This is a genomic window from Actinomyces lilanjuaniae, assembly GCF_003606385.1.
Classification (GTDB): domain Bacteria; phylum Actinomycetota; class Actinomycetes; order Actinomycetales; family Actinomycetaceae; genus Actinomyces; species Actinomyces lilanjuaniae.
This window is the reverse complement of record NZ_CP032514.1, coordinates 395,490-417,822: the sequence shown is the minus strand read 5'-3', so window position 1 is coordinate 417,822 and position 22,333 is coordinate 395,490. Positions and strand designations below refer to the sequence as shown.

The 22,333-nt window shown below is 64.5% G+C and carries 10 protein-coding genes and 1 CRISPR repeat array; of the genes, 6 read left to right on the top strand and 4 right to left on the bottom strand.

Features of this window, described 5'->3' with window-relative positions; all coding sequences use genetic code 11:
- Positions 1–53 precede the first annotated feature (53 nt).
- The 4 genes from D5R93_RS13055 (at position 54) to cas2 (ending at position 5,279) form a co-directional block, all read left to right on the top strand.
- Positions 54–437, top strand: a complete 384-nt coding sequence (locus D5R93_RS13055) for a cyclophilin-like fold protein (RefSeq protein ID WP_162933772.1) — start codon at positions 54–56, stop codon at positions 435–437.
- 329 nt (positions 438–766) lie between these two features.
- Positions 767–4,039, top strand: a complete 3,273-nt coding sequence (gene cas9, locus D5R93_RS01805) for a type II CRISPR RNA-guided endonuclease Cas9 (RefSeq protein WP_120203447.1) — start codon at positions 767–769, stop codon at positions 4,037–4,039.
- 9 nt (positions 4,040–4,048) lie between these two features.
- Positions 4,049–4,969, top strand: a complete 921-nt coding sequence (gene cas1, locus D5R93_RS01800; RefSeq protein WP_120203445.1) for a type II CRISPR-associated endonuclease Cas1 — start codon at positions 4,049–4,051, stop codon at positions 4,967–4,969.
- The gene (gene cas2 / locus D5R93_RS01795; protein WP_119836294.1) at positions 4,959–5,279 is read left to right on the top strand and encodes a CRISPR-associated endonuclease Cas2; all 321 of its coding nucleotides are present in this window, start codon (positions 4,959–4,961) and stop codon (positions 5,277–5,279) included. The genes cas1 and cas2 overlap by 11 nt, the downstream gene beginning before the upstream one ends.
- A gap of 2,148 nt (positions 5,280–7,427) precedes the next feature.
- Positions 7,428–8,103: a CRISPR direct-repeat array (repeat unit 36 nt; unit sequence GAAGTCTACCAAGGGGAAGGGTGACTGATTCCCAGC).
- Between the two features lie 960 nt (positions 8,104–9,063).
- On the opposite strand, the gene D5R93_RS13050 is transcribed toward cas2, so the two are convergent.
- Positions 9,064–9,879 (bottom strand): hypothetical protein, encoded by an 816-nt coding sequence (locus D5R93_RS13050; protein ID WP_162933771.1) that lies wholly within the window; start codon positions 9,877–9,879, stop codon positions 9,064–9,066.
- Between the two features lie 530 nt (positions 9,880–10,409).
- On the opposite strand from D5R93_RS13050, the gene D5R93_RS01785 reads away from it, so the two are divergent.
- Positions 10,410–13,421, top strand: a complete 3,012-nt coding sequence (locus D5R93_RS01785; protein WP_243106881.1) for a helicase-related protein — start codon at positions 10,410–10,412, stop codon at positions 13,419–13,421.
- The gene (locus D5R93_RS13765; RefSeq protein WP_243106880.1) at positions 13,421–18,334 is read left to right on the top strand and encodes a serine/threonine-protein kinase; all 4,914 of its coding nucleotides are present in this window, start codon (positions 13,421–13,423) and stop codon (positions 18,332–18,334) included. The genes D5R93_RS01785 and D5R93_RS13765 overlap by 1 nt, the downstream gene beginning before the upstream one ends.
- A 170-nt stretch (positions 18,335–18,504) precedes the next feature.
- Here D5R93_RS13765 and D5R93_RS13045 read toward each other — a convergent pair whose 3' ends face one another.
- The 3 genes from D5R93_RS13045 to D5R93_RS01765 form a co-directional block, all read right to left on the bottom strand.
- Positions 18,505–19,950: a hypothetical protein gene (locus tag D5R93_RS13045; protein WP_162933770.1), complete on the bottom strand. Its 1,446-nt coding sequence runs from the start codon at positions 19,948–19,950 to the stop codon at positions 18,505–18,507.
- Positions 19,951–20,226: 276 nt separating this feature from the next.
- Positions 20,227–20,415 carry a type II toxin-antitoxin system RelB/DinJ family antitoxin gene (locus D5R93_RS13465; RefSeq protein WP_205570076.1) on the bottom strand — a complete coding sequence of 63 codons (189 nt, stop codon included), beginning with the start codon at positions 20,413–20,415 and terminating at the stop codon, positions 20,227–20,229.
- A gap of 389 nt (positions 20,416–20,804) precedes the next feature.
- A complete protein-coding gene (locus D5R93_RS01765; RefSeq protein ID WP_205570075.1) occupies positions 20,805–21,851 on the bottom strand; it encodes a helix-turn-helix domain-containing protein in 1,047 nt (348 codons plus the stop codon).
- Positions 21,852–22,333 lie beyond the last annotated feature (482 nt).

Below are 22,333 nucleotides of genomic sequence, written 5' to 3'. Positions count from 1 at the left end.
GCACAGCGCCGAATAGGGCACCACGGTCCGCCCTCTCCCAGACAGGAGAACCCATGAGCACCACAACACACCCCATTACCATCACCCTGGGCGGCTCCCTCCTCGCAGCCACCCTGGACGACTCCCCAGCCAGCCGCTCCCTGCTGCGCCAGCTGCCCGTCACAGTGTCCTTCTCCGACTACGCCGGGCAGGAGATCCTGGCCGCCCTGCCCGAGGCGCTGGACGTGACCGGGATGTCAGCCGCCGCGCCCCAGGCTGGCGACATCGCCTGGTACACACCCAACAAGGTACTCGTCCTGGCCTACTCCTCAGTGGGGCACTGGCCGGGCCTGTACGTCATCGGCCGCATCAGTGGAGACACCACGAGGACCGCCAGCACGCTCAGGAGCATGACGGGACCGGTTGAGGCGGTCATTAGGCAGGCCCGGGGGCGGTGAAGGCCTCGGCTCAGGCTTGCCGCTATCCGCCTGGTAGACGGGGCAGAGACGCCCTGCCAGCACCGAGGCCATTCAGCCTGAGCAGGCAGGATCTGAGGTCCTTTCCGTGGCGTGCATCCATGATGTACCGCTTGTCGGGACCTTGCGCACCAGGACGCCTGGCGATAGAGTGCACATGACTGATTCCCAGTAAGCCGCACCGTGCTTGTGCGGACGAAGGCTCCACCGGCTTGCCGGTCCCGCTGCCCGGCCCCTCCGGGGTCGGGCAGCTTTCATATTCTCACACGGTTTCCCTGCGAGAACTTACGGGGACGTGATAGGAACTCCCCATGGCAACGAGGCACATCAACGTGGGGATCGACGTCGGCTCGCACTCGGTCGGCCTGGCCGCTATCGAGGTCGACGGGAACGGTGTTCCCACCCGGGTCCTGTCCGCCCTGTCCCACATCCACGACTCAGGCCTGGACAAGGACGGGGCCAAGAACGCGTTGACCCGCCGCAACACCTCCGGTGCGGCCCGGCGCACCAGACGGCTCATACGCAGGCGGCGTCGGCGTCTGAAGAACCTCGACGACACCCTGCAACGCCTTGGCTACCCGGTCCCAGACTACGGGGACGACAAGGACCCTTACCTTATCTGGCGGGTACGCGCCGAGCTTGCCGATCACCCCCTTCCCGAGGAGGCGCGTCGCCCTGCCATCGCCATGGCGGTGCGTCACATCGCCCGTCACCGCGGGTGGCGCAACCCTTACACCAAGGCGGAGTCGCTGCTTGAGCCCGCGCCGGACTCCTCCTTCATGGAGGCGGTGCGGAACCGGATTACCGAGCGCACAGGCGAGATCCTGGAGGACGGGCTGACTCCCGGCCAGATCATGCAGCAGGTCGCGCTGACAAGGCGCCTTCCCATGCGGGGACAGACAGGGCTGCTCGGAAAGATCCACCAGAGCGACAACGCCAATGAGATCCGCCGGATCTGCGCGGTGCAGGGCGTCAGCGACGAGGACTGTCGGGCCATCATCCTGGCTGTCTTCGCAGCGGAGTCCCCACGTGGTTCGGCCGTCGGCCGGGTCGGCCGTGATCCTCTACCGGGCCAGGAGGCGCTGCCACGCGCGCCGAAGTGTGACCCCGAGTTCCAGCGGTACCGGATTATCTCCATCACGGCCAACCTCAGAATCCACGACAACGGTGAGGCCCGGCCCCTGAGCGCGGACGAGCGCCGTGGTGTCGTTAGCTTCCTGCTCGGGTCATCCACAGACGATCCTGGCTGGGACGACGTCTCCGACCTGCTTGGCATCGCCCGCCAGGACCTGCACGGCACCGCCCGGCTCACTGCCGACGGCGAGCGCTCTGCCGCCCGGCCCCCGATTGACGCCACCGACCGGGTTGTGCGCAGGTGCCCGATCAAGGCACTGCAGTCCTGGTGGGCTGAGGCTGACACCGAGCGCCGCAGCGCGATGGTCCACCAGCTCTACGAGGCGACCGAGGACTCGGAATGCGCCGAGTTCCTGTCCTCGTTGTCAGAGAAGGAGCAAGGGGCGCTGGACAAGGTCCACCTCCCGGTCGGCCGGGCCGCCTACTCCCGCGACTCGCTCACACGGCTCAACGAGCACATGCTCACCACGACCGATGACCTGCACCAGGCGCGCAAGGCCGTCTTCGGTGTTGACGACGGGTGGGTCCCGCCAGCCGAGCCAATTGGCACCCCGGTGGGGAACCCGGCGGTGGACCGCACGGTCAAGGTCGTCGCACGCTTCCTCAACGCGGTCAAGGACGTGTACGGCGTCCCGGAACGTATCCAGGTGGAGCACGTGCGTGACGGCTTCGTGAGCGAGCGCATGGCGCGCGAGATCGACCTGGAGAATAAACGGCGCTTTGAGCAGAACCAGAGGACGATCGCCCAGATTCATGAGGCGCTGGGACGCGGGGGTGAGGTGCGCAGGTCAGACGTCATCCGGTACGAGGCGATCACGCTGCAGGACAGCAAGTGCCTGTACTGCGGGAACCCCATCGGGTACGACGATGCGGAGCTCGACCATATTGTCCCTCAGGCGGGCCCAGGATCCAACAACCACCGTGAGAACCTCGTTGCCGTGTGCGGACCCTGCAACCAGCAGAAGTCAAAGAAGATCTTCTCAGAGTGGGCCACGTCCTGCGACAGGCCTGGGGTGAGCGTAGAGGCCGCCGTCAAGCGTGTCAGGGCGTGGAGGAACCGACCGGAATCGATGGACCGCACACAGCTGAGCCGCCTGAAGAAAGATGTCATCACACGCCTGCGCCGCACCCGGGAGGACCCGCCGATCGACGAGCGGAGCATGGAGTCCGTGGCCTGGATGGCCAATGAGCTGCGGCACCGGATTGCTGCCGCGTTCCCCGAGCCTCGCACCCAGGTCGCCGTGTACCGGGGCAGCGTGACCGCGGCGGCGCGGCGTGCCGCTGGCATCGACTCGCGCGTCAACCTCCTTGGGGAGAAGGGGAGAAAGGACCGCCTGGACCGCAGGCACCACGCTGTGGACGCGGCTGTCGTCGCCCTCATGCGCCCGGGGATCGCCAAGACCCTGGCCGAGCGCTCCAGCCTGCGCTGGGAGCAGCTCTATAGGAGGGAGAATCAGACCTGGCGGGACAATGCATGGCTGGGCCCAGAAGCCAGGGAGAAGTTCGAGCAGTGGAAGAACTCAATGCTCCGGCTCGTCGGGCTGCTGAACGCGGCACTGGCGGAGGACACGATCTATGTGACGGAGAATATACGTCTGCGCCTGGGGGACGGCGCGGCCCACGACGACACCATTCGCTCGCTCGGCCGGGTCCGCCTGGGGGACGGCCTCACTGCGGCGCAGGTTGACCGGGCCTCCTCGGAGGCGCTGTGGTGTGCGCTGACGCGCCAGCCCGACTATGACCAGAAGAAGGGGCTCCCGGCCGATCCGCAACGGGTGATACGGGTCCACGGCACACCTGTCAGGGCGGAGGAGCAGGTCACGGTCTTCACCAAGGACAAGAAGTCAGGCAGCCCCACCGAGAAGCCCTTTGCGGCCATCCCGGTGCACGGCGGGTACGCAGAGATCAGCTCAACGATCCACCATGCCCGCATCTACCGCATTGAGGGAAGGAAGCCCGCCTACGCCATGCTGCGGGTCTTCTCCTGCGACCTCCAGCGGCACCGCACTGAGAACCTCTTTGCCGCGGAGGTCCTGCCCCAGTCGATCTCCATGCGCTGCGCCGAGCCCAAGCTCCGGGCAGCGCTGAGGGACCAGACGGCCACGTACCTGGGGTGGGTCGTTGTTGGCGACGAGCTCGAGGTCCCCATGTCCGGCTTCAGCAGGGGAAAGATCGGAGATTTCCTTGCAGAGTACCCGGACACCTACCGGTGGCGAGTCCACGGGTTCTACAGCGAGTCACAACTGCGATTGCGCCCCTCCCAGATGGCCGCCGAGGGGCTCCCCGACGACGCCCCCGACGCCGTGCACAAGACGCTCGGTACCCCAGGATGGGTCATCGCTGTCAACGCGCTGGGCGCGTCACACCCACGAGTGATCCGCCGTGACGCCCTGGGACGCCCCCGCACAGCGAGCACAGCGGGGCTGCCGGTGTCGTGGCGCATTGAGTAGGCGGCCTCCGTGGACACCGCCTGGCGCATCCTCGACTGCTCGTCACTTACTGGTTCGATCCGCTCCGCGCGCGGAGCCATTGAGATTCGCCCGGAGGAGGGAGCTTTCCAGTCAGTCCCGGTCGCCGATGTGGCCGTGGTCCTCCTAGGTACCAGGGTCTCGATCTCCACCGCAGTCATGCACCGGCTGCTGGACGCCGACGTCGTCGTCATGTTCTGCGACTGGCGTGGTGTCCCCGAGGGGGCTGCCTACCCCTGGCGCGCGCATACGCGCGTCGGGGCCAGGCAGCGGGCGCAGGCAGAGCTCTCACTTCCCCGGCAGAAGAACGCGTGGGGGAGGCTCGTGCGAGCCAAGGTCCTCGGCCAGGCGCACGTCCTGTCTACGGTGGATAAGTCCACCGCCCTGCGCCTGCGAAACCTGGCGAAGTCGGTGCACTCCGGGGACCCGGAAAACGTGGAGGGCCAGGCGGCACGACTGTACTGGGCCCGCCTGTTCGGCCCGGACCAGTCCTTTCTACGACTGCCAGAGTCCGAGGACCCCTGGAACACCTATCTCAATTACGGTTACGGGGTCCTGAGGGCTCACGGGGTCCGGGCTGTCGTGGGTGCGGGGCTCAACCCCACGCTCGGTCTCTTCCACCGGGGCAGGTCAAACTACTTCAACCTTGTCGACGACCTTATCGAGCCCTTCCGCCCGGCTGTCGACGCCACGGTCCTGACCCTCCCGGCTGAAGGATCGCTGGCGGACCGCTCAGTCAAGCAACGGCTTGTACAGGCAGTGCTCCAGCCCTTCAACGCAGGCGGCGACACCCTGCCCACAGTCCTCGAGCGCCTGGCACAGCACCTGGGGCAGTACGTGGAAGGAGACCGTAAGCGGCTGGACGTGCCGCAGTGGACAGGCCCTCACCGGGATCGTGACAATGGCAGATGACCCGATGTGGTGCGTTGTCATGTTCGACCTGCCGGTGGGCACCAAGAAGCAGCGCCGTGAGGCCACACGCTTCCGCAATCTTCTGCTTGACGAGGGCTACTGGCGGGCGCAGTACTCGGTGTACGTGCGCTACTCCCCAACCGTGGCAGGCGAGAACCGTAGGGTGAACGCCATCAAGGCCAACCTGCCCGCGGGCGGGGAGGTCCGTATCCTCTACGTCACCGACCGCGAGTGGGCACGGACGCTCTGCTTCCAGAACGAGGCACCCGTCAAGGTCGAGAAGGAGCCTCAGCAACTTACGATTTTTTGACTTAACTTCTAAGTTCACCTTACTACAGAATTGCCAGTTACGGCTTCCTGACCGAAACAGGAACTACCAGCAACCCCACAGCACGCCATCACAGCCACCAACAGCGTGCACCCGGTAACTCCCTAGTCACCCCTCGGCGTCGAGCCACCAGATAGCGACGACAGATAGAGTGGCGGGACATAAACCCGCCACCAACTTCGACCTCGTCACACGCGTAGCGAACAACCGCACGACAAGAACAGAAAGTATTAAGATAATCAGGAGGAGGATAGAGGGCCACCAGCTAGACTGCACCTCACTGCCGCCTAGAGAAACTACCGCCCACAGCACAAGGAGAGACGCCAGAAGGAGGGAAATCATAATGCCCCACAGGGACTGGTTATTGTCGGCCATAACGTCAACAATGATCCGCAAGGTTATCCTTTCGACCTACAAGGACTCTGATGCCCTCGTGCGGAGAGTTTCTTGTCATCACACAACGGCTGCGTGTCCAACCGTAACACGGCCACCGACCTACGTCGGCACACAGCAGCACACAACACATCGTGACCGATACCACATTTTGGCAAGCCCCTCGCACCACCACCCTGGAGCCCAGTCGCGGTAGCACACAGAGAGATCCGGCATGGTTCCATTCCTTCGCCACCCCTCTCACGGCTACCTGCCAACACGGCCGAAGAGGCAAGAGTCAGGAGACCTTACCTACCCCCCCGCCTTCCCGATCGGGAGCGGGACCACGCACTCCCAACTCCTGCCCCAGCCCGGAGACAGTGACGGGCACCCGCTTGTCCCACTCCGTACATCGGCCCGGCCGTAGGGCGCCTACCCCGGCACCCAGGCCAGCAGCGTCGGCAAACAGTCGACCCTTTTGACCCCACTCCGCCTAGCCCACGGCCCAGGGGGCGCCCATAACGACGTCCATCGCAATCGCTACCCGAAGAGGCGCACGCACTCTGAGGGCTGCGCGACGTGGGCGCGAGACCGGACGCCTATGTGCTGGCAATTAGAACAGGTAGAAAAGAAAGGAGGAGGATGGGTGCTGGGATCCCAGGAACCAGCAACTTTGTCGGTATCGGTCGCGGGCAGATTCAGGTTCCGGACCACGTCAGACCGCAGTCGGCAGGAAGGCCCCTGACAGGGCGCACTCAGCAACAAGCAGCCCCCACCGCCGACCACGCATTGGGGAAAGCCAGACCCATTGCCAAAGGCGTGGCTGCGACTGCCCAGTAGCGCGAGCCACACATATACCCAGCCCCGTCCCCGCTCCAGCCACGCCGGGCCAGGCCAGAATTTGTCAGCGCACCCCATGCCTGCGGATCCTCCGCCCACGATCCACGCCCAGCACCGGAGTCGCCTCCCACCGCCACTGTGCTCCACACAAGAGAGCACCCCTCCCCGAACATGCAGATCCCAATTTCCATAGCCCGGACGACGCCCGAGGAGAGGGTGCGTCAGACCCGCCACAAGCGGAATGACTGATTCCCAGCTCACACAACGGGTTGATATCTGACGGAAGATCACTTTATCAGATGTGGCGACTAATCGCCAACAGCCGACCGGCCCGCACTCTGAGTCAAAATAGCCATCAAGCCGACGTAGGCACGAGGCTCCACGAACCCCACGCCAAAGGACTCGACCATAAACGCCAGTATCATAGTCGCATCCTCAACGACAGATATGGCACCCGCCCCCGTCACGCCAAGCGAACCACCCCGATACCTGGCCAGGACATCAAGGACGACTTCTCGATCATGCGCGGTAGGTCAAGTCGCGCCATGCACACGCGCTAGGGCAAGCCCACCGACGACGTCCTGACAATTCCCCTTGGAACCGATCCTCCCATCTAAGGTTATGACCCCCATGAGAGCGATCGTCCACGACCCGCTCAATCGCAAGGAGCCACTGGCACCGCCTGGCAGCATCAAACCACCCATCTGACACTGCGGCATAGAACCTAGCCATCTAGAGCGCGCAGCATGACCTCAATACCATGAAGGCTCTACCTCGTCACCGAGCAGGAGAGTACCCGGAAGAGCCCTGACTGCCTGACGATCCCCGGGCGAGGCAGAGAGGAGGCCCCACAGCTCTCGTTTTTTCGACGTCGAACCCTGACCTTTCGTTGATGTCTTCCCCCTGGTAGGCTGTGAAGAAGTCTACCAAGGGGAAGGGTGACTGATTCCCAGCCCCTGGCCCTGATAGCGGTCTTCGCCCAGAAGTCTACCAAGGGGAAGGGTGACTGATTCCCAGCCGGAGACCTCGGTGAGGGTCTGCTCGCGGAAGTCTACCAAGGGGAAGGGTGACTGATTCCCAGCGCCTGTGCCCGCAGCTCAGCGCGCGTCAGAAGTCTACCAAGGGGAAGGGTGACTGATTCCCAGCTCCTGGTAGTAGGGGGTGGTCATGACGTGAAGTCTACCAAGGGGAAGGGTGACTGATTCCCAGCGGTTGATCGCGATGACGTTGCCCTGCGGGAAGTCTACCAAGGGGAAGGGTGACTGATTCCCAGCCTGGCGCAGTGGCCCCGGCCGTCAGCCAGAAGTCTACCAAGGGGAAGGGTGACTGATTCCCAGCGATCAGGGGCGGCTTGCTGCGTACTGGCGAAGTCTACCAAGGGGAAGGGTGACTGATTCCCAGCTGCAGGTCTCGCTCGACACCCAGGTCGCGAAGTCTACCAAGGGGAAGGGTGACTGATTCCCAGCGTGCGTAGGTTCCGGTGCGGCCGGTGGGGAAGTCTACCAAGGGGAAGGGTGACTGATTCCCAGCGAGGCAGCGCCCCTGCGGCGGCGCAGCTGAAGTCTACCAAGGGGAAGGGTGACTGATTCCCAGCTTGGCGTAGATATCACCCAGGTCCGTGAGAAGTCTACCAAGGGGAAGGGGACTGATTCCCAGCACTCAATCGTCGCCCGTGACGGCGCCGCGAAGTCTACCAAGGGGAAGGGTGACTGATTCCCAGCGGCAGTCCAGGATCCTCTTCGCCCCAGTGAAGTCTACCAAGGGGAAGGGTGACTGATTCCCAGTGCCTCAGGGCTCGCGGGTAGGCCGTGGCGAAGTCTACCAAGGGGAACGGGTGACCGATTCCCAGTTGGCGGCCCCGGCCTCATGGCGGGCCGAGAAGTCTACCAGGGGGAAGGGGTGACCGACCCCTAACGGGAGGACGCCGATGGCGCTCGTCGTGTGAAACCAGCCAATTGAAGGATGGGGTAGTCTCGTCGCCGGCTTAACAGATGTCCACGACGCTAAATCCCACCCACGGAAAACATCTTTGAACTATGATCGACTATGAAGCAACCACAGGTCTAGGACACGGTAACACGCGTCAAAACTGCATCGGGGGCATCCAGACACGCGCACCCGCCTTCTTTGCGCCCCCCATCACACCTTCTTCCCTACCTTAACTTAAACTATCAACAGCAATAAAACAAAGAGAATAAACGCGGGCCCGGCACCCACATAAGTCACGAATCATCAACTACCGCCATCCAAAACTTGGATCACCCCAGACGAAAGAAAGCAGTTCCAGGGAACCGCGGGGTCACCAGTTAAGCGAGAAAAAGATCAGTGACGTGCAGCCTATTAAGGTTGACTTGATCGACGGCACTGACCAGCGAGAAGCACGCCAACACAAAGAGAGAGGCAGGTTCTGGGCGGCAAACTCGTAACTTGGCGCACACGCTCGGCGGGAAGGCTAAGGAGCATAACTAACCCCCGACAACTACAATAAGGTGCCCACACCCCATACCCCACACACTCAGATACTATCCAGCAAATAACGGCGCACATAAAACCATCACGCCCTTTGGCGCCCACCACCAACACTCCCCGCAGCATTCACCACCGCACTTATAGTCGCACCCTGCGCGTTACTAGCCTCATCGGCCTCAACGCGGGCTTGCTCTCTCGTTCTGACACGCCTCTTGGCCTCAGAGCGAGAATCTGACTCTGCATTTTCAAGCCACACAACTGCCCTAATCAAAGGTCCGACAGCAGCAAATAACAGCGCCACAACTACAATCGCTCCGATCCTCACAGCTACCGACCCAATCACTCCAAAATAGTCAAGCACCCTACCAGTCTCGTAATATGGAGCACGTCGATGGATAAGCCAAAGGGCAAACCACGCGACCACCCCCACCATAAACACGCCCAAGACCACCGCGCAGAAATAAAATATGCGATCAGCGACAGCGTTTGCTGAACTGAACTGGGCCGCAATGAGGAGAAAGATCCACACAGTTCCAGACGCTCTTGACTCTACAATCCCTTCCGCCTCGAAATAGACCCCTGTTTCCTCGGATACACATCGCACCACAGGGGCGACCCCCATCCACACCACAGAGAGACATGCAAGGCTCTCAAATACCCTGCCGTACCCCACGTTCTCATGGGCAACAAGCGGGGGGAGATCGTGCACCAGCCATCGGGAAATCGACTGGGCACCTGCCTCCCGAAACATGACTGCAAGAACGTCTGTCGGGCGCTCCTCAACCACATATGCAATGACAGCCAGCATCGCAGCCCCGCATGCGCACCACAAATATAACTCACTCTTCTTACTCCAGTAAGATAACACTTTCATTGCCGCTTCCTTGACCAGGTTCATCATGTCTCCTTCCAGTACACAAGCCTGACAGACACCACTGACACAAACCCCTGGCCTCGTCCCGCCCTCCACGGAGTCGGCCCAGACGCCCCGCCGCCAGCTCGAAGGGCTGCAGAGGGTAGCCGCGTCCGTCCCGCCCTCCACGGGCTCGGCCCGCCAGTCCCGTCCTGGCGTCCGCGACTAGCTTCTTCAGGGGACCGGGGGGGTGCTGTCCATGCCTACGACCAACTCGGACACATCTGCGCCCTCACCACTCTTCTCTGTATCGACGCTTCGACGCTCTCCCCAGATCACAACTCAACGACCCGCTTCTTGCCCAGTCCCGCGATACCGTACCTGTTCCTTAGGATCGTGCCCGTGACCACAGCCGTTCCCTGCGTGCCCACTGGCCCACCCTCCGCATCCCCTGACACCACGCCCACTCCTACTCCCCGCCCTCCCTGGACGTCGCCCCGGGCTCGGTGGTACGGGTACGCGACGAGGACTGGCTGGTCACCCAGGTCTCCGCCAACTCCGACGGCACCCTGGTCACGGTGCAGGGACTCTCCGAGCTGGTACGCGACACCACCGCCCAGTTCTCCGCTGGGATCGACCACATCGAGCCCGTGGACCCGCGCCGCACCCGCGTGGTCGCGGACACCTCCACCCGGCATCGCCTTTCGCGCCTGTGGCTGGAGGCGACGCTGCGCAAGACGGCGTTGCCGGCCGGCTCCACGGAGATGGCGGTGGTGGGCGACATGCTGGCCGACCCGCTCCCCTACCAGCTCACGGCCGTCCGGCAGGCGCTGGACCCGGCCAACCTGCGCCCGCGCATCTTGCTGGCGGACACCGTGGGTCTGGGCAAGACCCTGGAGATCGGCATGATCCTGGCGGAGCTGGTGCGCCGGGGACGCGGGGACCGGATTCTGGTCGTCACGCCCCGGCACGTGCTGGAGCAGATGCAGCATGAGATGTGGTCGCGCTTCGCCCTTCCCTTTGTGCGCCTGGACTCGGTGGGTATTCAGCGGGTGCGGCGCACCATCCCGGCCACCCGCAACCCCTTCTCCGTCTACCACCGGGCGATCATCTCCATCGACACGCTCAAGTCCGACCGCTACCTCAATCATCTGCGCAGGCAGCGCTGGGACGCCGTGGTCATTGACGAGTCGCACAATGTCACCAACAAGGGCACGCTCAACAATCGTCTGGCAGACATCCTGGCCCGCCAGACGAACGCCCTGATCCTGGCCTCGGCCACGCCTCACAATGGCGATCCGAAGTCCTTCGCGGAGCTGATTCGCCTGCTGGAGCCGACGGCGGTCCGCGCGGACGGCTCGCTGGATCGCGAGGCTGTGCGTCGGCTGGTGATCCGCCGTCACCGCCACTCCGAGGAGGTGCGCGACGTCGTGGGCGACCGTTGGAAGGAGCGACTGACCCCGGTCAACCGGCTGGTGGCGCCCTCCCCGGCGGAGGACACGGTGGCCGGAGAGCTGTCCCGCTCCTGGCTGCACCGGCCCGACGGCGCAGCCGCCCCGGGCGCTCCCGGCGGGGGTACTGCGGGTAACGGCGGCAATGCGCTGTTTTCCTGGACGTTGGCGAAGGCCTTCCTGTCCTCCCCAGCGGCGCTGATTCAGACGATTGACGAGCGCTTGGCGCGGCGTCGAGCCCGGGCCGCCAGCGAGGAGGCACTGCTCTCATCCGAGCAGTCCCGGGCCCTGATCCGCCTGCGGGAACTGGCCGAGGCGGCCAACACCACCGAGTCGGGCAAGTACCAGGCGCTGCTCAAGGAGTTGCACCGAATCGGCGTCGGCCCCCGCTCGACAGCGCGGGCGGTGGTCTTCGCCGAGCGCGTGGCCACGTTGAGCTGGTTGGCCGAGAACCTCCGGCGCGACCTGCGCCTGCGCGACGGGGCGGTGCGAGTGATGCACGGCGGCCTGTCGGATGTGGAGCAGCAGGAGATCGTTGACGAGTTCCGGCAGGCGCACACGCCACTGCGCGTGCTGGTGACCGGCGACGTCGCCTCGGAGGGCGTGAACCTGCACGCCCAGTGCCATGAGCTGATCCACTATGACATTCCCTGGTCGCTCATCCGGATCGAGCAACGCAACGGCCGCATCGACCGCTACGGGCAGGAGACCAGCCCGCAGATCACCACCTTGCTGCTGGACCCCTCCGACGCCCGCTTCTCCGGCGACGTGCGCGTGCTGACCCGCCTGATGGAGAAGGAGGATCAGGCGCACCGGGCGCTGGGCGACGCCGCCTCCCTGATGGGCTTGTACTCCGGGGAGAAGGAGGAGCAGGCGATCCGCGAAGCCCTCCAGCGGGGCACCGACATCGAGCAGGTGGTGCCGGACGCGGATGCGGCCCTGGAATTGGATCCGATGGCGGCCCTGTTCGCCTCGCTGACGGGCACCGACCAGGCCCGTACGAGAACCGCCGACGATGTACCCGCCGACGCCCCACCCGTGCTCTCCGCCCCCGACAACGCCGCCGTGCCCTCGCCAGCCCCACCTGCCGCACCGCCCGCCGTGGCCGACGGGATGTCGGCGTCGGCCCGGGCCGCGGCTCCGCTGCCGTCCTCCACCCTGTATGACTCCCAGGTGGATTACCTGCGCCAGGCCCTCACCGAGCTGTATGAGCGCCCGGAGGAGGCGGAACATGGACAGACCGGCGGCGGTGGCGTCTCCTGGCGGGAGCATGAGGACCATGTGGTGGAGCTGGTGCCGCCCGCGGGCTTGCGCGCCCGTCTGGCGGTGCTGCCGCAGTCGTATCTGAAGGACCGGCACGTGCAGGAGCATCTGCTGCTGGCCACCAGCCAGCGCAAGGGCAAGGCCCTGCTGTCGCAGGCGCTGCGGGATTCCTCCGACTCCTCCTGGCCGGAGGCCCACTACCTGGGGCCGCTGCACCCGGTGCTGGACTGGGCGGGTGACCGGGTGCTGGCCCGCCTGGGCCGCTCCTCGGTGTTCGCGGTGCACGGGGCGGTGGAGTCGCCCACGGTGCTGCTGCTGGGCACGCTCACGAACCTGGCGGGCCGCACGATCTCCCTGGTGAGTGTCAGCGCCGCCTTCCCGTTCCTGGACTTGGGCGCCGCCTACACGCAGCTGCAAGAGGGACGGGACCTGGAGGCGGTTCCGATCGGTCAGGTGCATGACTCCCCGGCTGCCATGTTTGCCGCGGCGGGGGTGGAGCGGGAGCGGCCCAATGCCGACGGCGCCCCGGATACGGCGCTGCTGGAGGCGCTGATCGCACCGGCGGTCGATACGGCCGAAAAGCAGATGGCGCTGACGGTACAGGCGGCCCGGGAGCAGGCGCGCGCCCGGGTGGAGACCTGGGCGCAGCGGGCGGAGTCCTGGGACGACGACGCGGGCCGCCTCATCCAGAACCGGCAGCTGCGGTCTCAGCGGCAGACGGTGGCGGCCGAGCAGGAGCTGATGCGCCAGCAGCTTCCGGCGCACACGCTGGTGCGGCCACTGCTGGTGGTTGTGCCCCATGGTTTCGACGGTGGTGCAAGTACTGGCCTCGGCGATGGTTTTAGTGGTGGCTTTGGGAAGGAAGGGGACCGCTGATGGCGGCGTCGGATGCGCTCGTGGTGGGCGAGGACTGGATCAGCGAGCACTACTTCACCACCGATGCCACGAAGGAGTCCTTCCTGGCGCGCGTGTTGGAGCGGCGCAAGGAGTGGGAGGAGTTGGAGAGGCCCTCCGACGGCGCCACCCCTACGGCCACGCCGCGTAGCCGTTTCCGTTCGGCACGCCCGCACTTGGAGGAACTGCTGGCGGCGCTGCCCGACGACGCCGCCACGCCCACCGCCGCCGTCCTGCGTGCCGCCGAGGAGTTGGACGCCTCGCTGCGGGAGATTCTGGGTTTCGCCTCCGCCGAGTTCCGGCTGGTTGAGCGCGGCCCGGTGACGCTGGTGCGGCCGGTCGGCGATGAGGGCCCGGCGCCGCTGGCGCTGCTGCGGGCCCGCCCCGCGGCCACGGTGGAGGACCTGCTGGTCAAGGACGCGGCCACGCTGGCCGAGCCGTGGGAGCCCGTGGATCTGGAGGACCCGGCCGCCCCCGCCCTGGAGGGTGCCGAGCCGGTGGTGTCGGTGGCGCGGGCGCTGTCCACGCTGATGACCGACGAGCACGGCCCGGCCTTCGCCCTGGTGCTGGCGGGCCGGTGGGCACTGGTGGCGGAGAAGGAGCGGTGGCCGGAGGGCCGCTGGCTGGCGGTGAATGTGCAGCTGGTGGTGGAACGCAATGACGCCAAGCGGGGCGGGGAGGTGGAGCGCGCCCTGACCTGCCTGGATGCCCGCTCCCTGCTGCCGACTCCGGAGGGCGAGACCTGGTGGACGGGCACGCTCGCGGATTCGGCGGCCCACACGGTGGGAGTGTCCCAGGATCTGCGTGAGGGCGTGCGCTCCTCCATCGAGATCATCGCGAATGAGGTGGTGCGGCGTCGGGCCGCCCGGGGCCTGGAGCCGCTGGGCCAGGAGCAGGCGCAGCCGCTGGCCTTGCAGTCGCTGCGGTACATCTACCGGATCATCTTCCTGCTGTATGCGGAGGCAAGCCCGGAGCTGGGCGTGCTACCAGTGGGTGCGGCCGAGTACGACGCCGGCTACGGCCTGGAGCGGCTGCGGGAGCTGACACTGCGGGAGCTGCACGAGGAGACGGCGCAGGCGGGCACGCACATCTACCAGTCCCTGGGGCTGCTGTTCCGGCTGGTGGATTCCGGGTTGAACACGCGGGTGACGCCGGAGCAGGAGGAAGCCTTCGACGGCCTGGTGTTCCAGCCGATGCGCTCAGACCTGTTCCGCCCGGAGGCAACGGCGCTGATTGACGAGGTGGGTCTGGGCAACGCGGCCCTGCTGCGGGTGCTGCGGCACCTGCTGCTGACCAAGGAGAACGGCCGGGCGGGCCGGGGCTTCATCTCCTATGTGGAGTTGGGCATTAACCAACTGGGCGCCGTCTATGAGGGGCTGATGAGCTACACGGGTTCCTTCGCCAGCCAGCGCCTGTGGGAGGTGGCGCCGGGCGGGGACGCCTCCAAGGGCTCGTGGGTGGTGCCCGAGGATATCGTGAACGGCCTGGATCCCGGGGACTTCGTGACGGTGGAGGACGAGGTGACGGGCGAGCGCCATAACGTCACCTATGAGCCGGGCGAGTTCGTGTTCCGGCTCTCGGGCCGGGATCGGCAGCGGTCGGCGTCCTTCTACACCCCGGAGGTGCTGACGCGTTTCACGGTGCAGCAGGCCCTGGCCGAGCTGCTGGACCAGGACGGGCACGTGACGACAGCGGAGGAGGTGCTCCACCTGACGGTGTGCGAGCCGGCGCTGGGTTCGGGCGCCTTCGCGATTGAGGCGGTGCGCCAGCTGGCCGAGCAGTACCTGTCCCGCCGGGAGCGGGAGCTGGGGCGGCGCGTGGATCCGGAGGAGCGTCCACGCGAGCTGGCCAAGGTGAAGGCCTACCTGGCGCTGCACCAGGTCTACGGTGTGGACCTCAATGCCACGGCGGTGGAGCTGGCGGAGATCTCCCTGTGGTTGGACACGATGGTGGAGGGCCTGGCGGCGCCGTGGTTCGGGCTGCGGCTGCGCCGCGGTAATTCGCTGGTGGGGGCCAGGCGTGCCCTGTATCCGGTCAGCGCTGTGATGAGCAAGAAGGCGTGGTTGACCACCACGCCGGTGGCCGAGCCGCTGCGGCAGGTGGCCGAGGCCATTGATGGTTCGGCGGGTGCCGACGGCGTCGCTGGTTCCGATGACGCTGCGGGTGCCGCTGGTACGGACTCCGACGGCTTAGTCGGTGTGCAGGCCGACGGCCCCGACCCTGACTGCTGTGACTTCCCGGCCACGCACTCTGACCGAACGTCTGACGCGGCCAAGGACCCCTCGGCCGCATCCGGACACCGCCTGGGGCAGGCCCTGGACGTGTCCGGCCGGGTGCATCACTTCCTGTTGCCCGCCCGCGGCTGGGGCTCGGCCACGGAGGTACCCAAGCAGGTGCGCGACCTGGTGGACGCCGGACGGTTGAAGGCTCTGAAGGAGTGGCGCAAGGACATCACCAAGGCACCGAAAGGCAAGTCGAATAAGCAGATCAAGCGGCTGACGGCACTGGCACGACGCGTGGAGGTGCTGTGGGAGCTGACGCTGCGGCGCCTGCGAGTGGCGGAGGCGGAGGCCTCCCGCCGCATCGACCTGTGGGGCCGCGAGCCCCAGGCGGGCGCGGGTTCAGCGGTGACGCGGGAGCAGATCGAGGCCTACCTGGCCGACCCGGACTCGGCCTACCGGCGCCTGCGGCTGGTGATGGATGCGTGGTGTGCGCTGTGGTACTGGCCGCTGACCACCGACGTTAAGCCGCCGAGCCTGGAGGAGTGGCTGGAGACGCTGGAGCACACGCTCGGCTACGCGGGCGACGCCGCCCCCGCCAACGCGGTGCCGCTGGCCGAGGCCACCACCTGGGAGGGCCTGGAGGACACGGAGGCCTGGGACCTTCAGTTCGCCGGTGCGCGGAAGGTGGAGGCGGTGCTTGAGCAGCAGCCGTGGCTGCGTGTAGTCAAGCAGGTCGCGGACGAACAGGGCTTCTTCCACTGGGAGCTGGACTTCGCCACCGTGTTCGCGCGCGGCGGCTTCGACCTGCAGGTGGGGAACCCGCCGTGGGTGCGGCCCCGCACCGACGTGAACGCACTCCTGGCGGAGGGCGACCCGTGGTGGACGCTGACGAAGAAGCCCTCGGAGGCGGCGAAGCAGGCGCGCCGCCCGGGCACTCTGGCGCGCCCGGGGATGCGCAGCCTGGTCATTGACGGCACCGCCGAGCAAATCGTGCAGTCCGAGTTGCTCAGTGACTCGACCGTATACCCGCTGCTGAGCGGCCAGCCCGATCTGTATCGCGCCTTCATGTGCCAGGTATGGGAGCACCAGAAGCCCAGCGGCACCTCGGGGCTCATCCACATGGAGACCCATTTCACCGATGCCAAGACCCCGAACCTACGAGCAGCAACGTATCGGCACCTGCGACGCCACTGGCAGTTCATCAATGAGCTTCAGTTGTTTGACATCCACCACCTCGTGCAATACGGCGTCCACGTCTACGGCGCAGAGCACACGCCCGACTTTCTCAGTGCCGCCTCGCTCTACCACCCTGATACGGTGGCGCGTTCTCTCAAGCATGATGGCTCGGGCGAGGAGCCCGGCTTCAAGGACCCACACACGGGCACCTGGGACCTACGCCCGCATGCCTCTCGCATCCAGCGGGTCGACGAGTCCATGCTCCGGACCTGGCAGGCCGTGACCGAGGCAGACGACTGGCGCTCGACTCCCATGGTATCCACCGTCAACTCAGCCGCCGCTCGTACCCTGGAAACACTATCCCATAACCAGCGTATAGGGTCGCTCGGTTTTGAGTTCTCAGCCGGCTGGCACGAGACAGCGGACTTTGAAAGAGGCCGCTTCATCAGAGAATGGGGCCTAGCCTTTTGGAAGGACGCCATCCTGCAGGGTCCGCACCTGCATGTGTCCACGCCGCTGTACAAGCAGCCGAACGAGACCATGAAGCACAACCAGGACTGGACCTCGACCGACTTCGAGGCCCTGCCCGCGGACGCGCAGCCGGTAACCCAGTACAAGCCCGCCGGCGACCGCGCCACTTACGATCGCCTCTACACCCACTGGGGCACCACCTCCGCCCGCGACCACTACCGCATCGCCTGGCGTAACATGGCTGCCGTAACGGGCGAACGAACACTCATTCCTTCGCTAGTACCTCCAGGTTCAGCTCATGTCCACACGGTCACTTCTGCGGGCGCACCAACGCAGTCGTCAAGATCACTCCCACTGACACAGGCCGGGCTATCGTCTCTGCTTGCTGACTTTGTAGTTCGCTCGTCAGGAAGAGGGCACATCCATCCGACCGATCTTTCTCAACTCTTCACGCTGGAACCAGCGCACACGCTAGCACCAGCTATCGCGTTCCGGACCCTCCGCCTCAACTGCCTGACGGATGCCTACGCGGGCCTGTGGGCCGAGTGCTGGGATGATGCCTTCTTGGATGACTCGCCGATCTTGGAGCGTTACGACGAGCGCCCGATCGGGCCGGTGTGGACTCCGGACACGCCGTTGCGGCGCGCGGAGGACCGCCGCAACGCGCAGGCGGAGGTCGACGTGATGGTCGCGGTGATGCTTGGGGTGCCGATCGAGGATCTGTGCACGATCTACCGCACGCAGTTCGCTGTGCTCTATGACTATGACCATGGCCGGGGTACGGGCGCCTACGTCTATGACGCCAATGGGCGTCAGGTGCCCACGCGGGTGCGCCAAGCCTGGGAGAAGCGCAAGCGCCCGGACCACGACACAGACATGCCTGAGTCAGAGCGCACTCACACCCATCCCGGCTCCGGTGTAGCCTACGTTTACGAACTCCCCTTCCGCACCCGCGACCGCGAGTCCGACTTCCGCCGCATCCACGCTACGCTCGCGCCGACTGCTCGCGACAGCGAATCGCCATAACCATCCCGCGTAGCTAACCACACGAAAGGAATTGCGACCCAGAAGGAGTACTCATAACACTATACGTCACGGTGAATCCTCCGAACTCTCTCGCACTGCCATACGGGAATAGTCACAGCCATTATTCCTGACTCTTACGTCGCAAATAACCCTCTAACACGTCACATTGATCACCAGTATGCTCTCGCTTCGGTCGCCGCCAGCTTCTTGATGCCCGCGTCTAGTCGGAGTTGATCAGCGGTACCAGCAAAAGCCCGAATGCCGGCCATTAGGTTCCGGTCAGTGGCGCTGATGAGCTTGGGTTCGAGTGCATCGAGCAAGAGTATCCACTGTGAACCACCGCTATGCGTGCCGAGCAGCGAACTGTAGAAAGGCTCCATGCACAGGCGCATCGCATATCCCGCATCTTTCGACGAGAAACGTGCAACCATCTTTTCATATGACGGTAGGGCCGCATTGCTTACGCCATATCCGTTACCCAAGTAACACTCTACGATCGTGCGCACGTAGCTTTCGCGAACACTTTCAGGAACGTCACCCTGTTCACCCACGAGGGTCAAGACCCTTCGAGCGGGCGCTGGTTCGTTATAGAAGTTGTTCATGCCTTGATGCACGTTGCTGAGTACCTCCAGAGCCTCGCTCAACTCGACAGCCCGGACCTCCGGCGTCAGATACGCAGTACCATCAACCAGGTCTATAAGTTCACGGGAAGCCGCGGCAAAGTCAGTCTCAGCACTAGCTGCGGCTCGGGCATGACGCAGCCCGTAACTATTGCGTGTGGCTTCACCGACAAAAGGCCACAGATTTGGCCATAAGAGACGGACATTATCGGCAATTGTCGGAGTGCGCTTCGATGATGTGTAGAGACCAAAGAGACCGTTGGCCAAATTGTCGGCTCGCTCGGGAGGTAATCGGTCAAAAAAGGCTGAAGCACTATCCACAGCAGCCTGCTCAAGAGGCGAGTTCCTAATGTTAGACAGCAGCCGTTTGACGTCCGCAGCGACCGTATCTGGTGGAGTATTAATAACCTCTCGAACGCAAGTATTCAGGAACGAAACAAGCTCAAGACCAGTGAGATCATTATGGCTTGGATGCGCGGCACTAGCATGATTGCGCATGTATCGAATGTGGTCCAACCGCTTGTACCCTAGATCAGATATTAATCCAATATCGCGTACGGCGCGAAGCAGTTGCGCGTCATTGATCTTCGCGAGGTCCTTTTCCGAGTTAAGGTCTTTGCGCATATCGTTGTTGGTCTTTGAAGCAATATCAAAGAAGTAGTTTAAATCGAATCTAATTACGCGCGCTCGAAGTTCGCTGACGAGTTCGTCCCACAAGTAGTTCAGCGCGGCATCAAATAGGCCAACCGTTGCGGCGGCAATCATCTTTGAAACATAGTAGGATTCGCCCATACGGTCATCATCAAGGTCGTTTAGTACGCCCGGCATATTCCGGATCACCGCCGCACGCTCAGCGACAGGCGCCAGAAGTTTCTGTGTCGGAAGTCCAAGCTGCTCTAACATCCCATGCACACCGGCCTCGAACCACTCGAGGTCATTCTCACTGTTGGCAACGGCTGGAACACTGGGAACGGAAGGATGCTCGGTTTTGTCCATGCTCGCAGCATATGCACTGCCTACTGCTGAGTCAAGGAACAAAACGAACCGCCCATCTGGGCGCCGCAGCTCAGCAGCGTCGGCGACTGGTTTGCGATTTTCTCGAGGTTTCGATGCGCCTATACGGCTGCGTCGCGATAATCCGATGCGATGGGGGCCACATAAGCCGTCGCCTTCATATTATGCGTCCAAATGTGTGTGCGGTTTGCGTCAGAACAAGGGGCCACCAAGGGGGCGATGGCAGGAAGGACTCTCCAGATGGCTGTGATCTCACGTTCACACACGGTCGATGAGGTCCATCAACTCGTCGACGTCTCGAACTTTGATAGCCGGTTCCGCCTCGGCCTCGCGGATCGCATCGGCGTAGGGGGTGAGACTCGGCTGGAAGGGCAGCCTCTGGTCGTGGACGATCTGGTTGAGGAACATGTTGATCGCGGTGGGCATGTCGATGCCCACCGCGATCAAGAGTCCTCGTGGCCTGCTCTTTGAGCTGGCTGTTGGTACGGACCTGAATTCGCGTGTCGAGTTCCACCGTTCCCCTCCGCTTGTGAGCCTGTTGTACTGCTATGGTACTCATCTGTGGGAAGTGCGCCCAGGGCCGGTAGCCCACCTACGCTGCCCGCAATGCTGGCAGAAGCCGGACGGCGTGGAACCGTTTGTTCGCTTATTCGCAGGCCACGCCGAGCACATCGCCGATCGCCTGCCGCGAGCGGCCGGCCTCACGCGCGGCCATGGCGTGCCGGCGCGAGGGTCGGTCTCACCCGGGATAGTAACAACGTTGACCGAAGAGCCCGGCAACAGGCACCGGCCCAGGCGGTTGTACGCCAGTCTTCCGGGCCTGCAGTGCCAACCGGTCATGCGACCAGGTGCAGGCCGCGCGCCTCGGGGATGAAGGGCGAGGGCCTGCCAGGCGCAACACCGACGAGTTCACGGATTTCCGCGTCGGTGAGCCCGGCATCCGCAAGGGCCTTCCCGACGCTCGCTGCCAGGCGGGGCGGCTCTGGCGGTAACGTGTCGCTGCCTGGCTCCTGCTTGCGCCACCCGCGAGGCGAGAGTCGCTTATAGAAGTCCTGGCGCTCCCGTGGACTGACTGCGCCGAGGGCGTGCGCCCGCTCCATGAGAGCCTGCATGGACACGCCCCACTCCTGCTTGAGGTCAAGAAGCCTACCGAGGGTGAGCGCACGCAACTGGGGCCGTATGACATGCTCAGGCATCAGAAACTCGGCGGCAAAGGCAGTCGCTTGTGTCTCGACGTCTTCGTCCTGGTGCTGGGAGTGCATTACAAGATGGCCGAGCTCATGAGCCAGAGTCAGACGACGCCGGTCAGTCGGCATCCGAGAGTTGACAAGGATGATGGCGTGGTCGCCGGCCCACTGGGACATGCCGTCTATGCGTGGTGTCGAGAAGTCCTGGTCAACAACGAGCACGCCCGCTGACTCGATCCACGCGGTTAGGTCACGCACCGGGCCGATGGGCATGGCCCATGTGGCTCGCTGACGGCGGGCGACCTCCTCGGGATCGGTATCGCTGGGGTCCGTCTGGATGACCTGGTTGGTGGGATTGATGGGCACGCGCTCAAGCAGGTACGTGGAATGCATGCGCAGAGCGTTGACGTCGGCCTCTACCCGCTTCCAATCCGTGGGCTTGGCTGAGCGCTGCCGTCGCATGTGAGCATCGGCGGCGATACCGCCGCGCATCCTGAAGCCATGGCGCATGAAGGCGGCGGTCACGCCGAGAGCACCGGCGAGGCGTCCGAGCATGTCGTCGTCCGGTTCACGAAGGCCGTTCTCGTAGCGTGACAGCGCCCCCTGGGCGATTCCCACCTTCTGGGCGAGCTCGGTCTGAGTCATACCGGAGGCGGTACGCAGTACAAGTACGGCATCCGCCAGGGAAACCGTCACGAGATGCCCTCCTCCTCGTCAGCCTCCTGCACCACGGAGGACAGGTCGATATCGGGCGCAGTGGGGGTGGGGAACTGGCCGGAATTCATACCAGAAAATATACCACCTCTGGCGGTTTACAACACTGCAACGTGTGCGTGTGGCGGTGTGGGCGTCGGTTCCCCCTCCCCGAGACCGTGCGATCTACTACGCCGGTTCGCCGTTGGGTACGCCTCTTCGGCGTCTAGTACGCCAGTTAGACCTCTGCTGAAGGGTCCAGAGCCCTTCAGCAAACACCGAACCGGCGTAGTAGAGCCCTAACCGGCGTAGTAATCGACCCCGGCGCCCGGCACGAACACACCGTCGGCCTCGCCTTGCGACCCAACCACACCTGCGGGCCACCCGACCCTGCACACACCCGCGTACCGACGGACATGCCAACACTCACCGTCGCAGTCCCAACCCCCGAAGAGCCGTTACAGCGAGCCCAAACTCTTCATGCG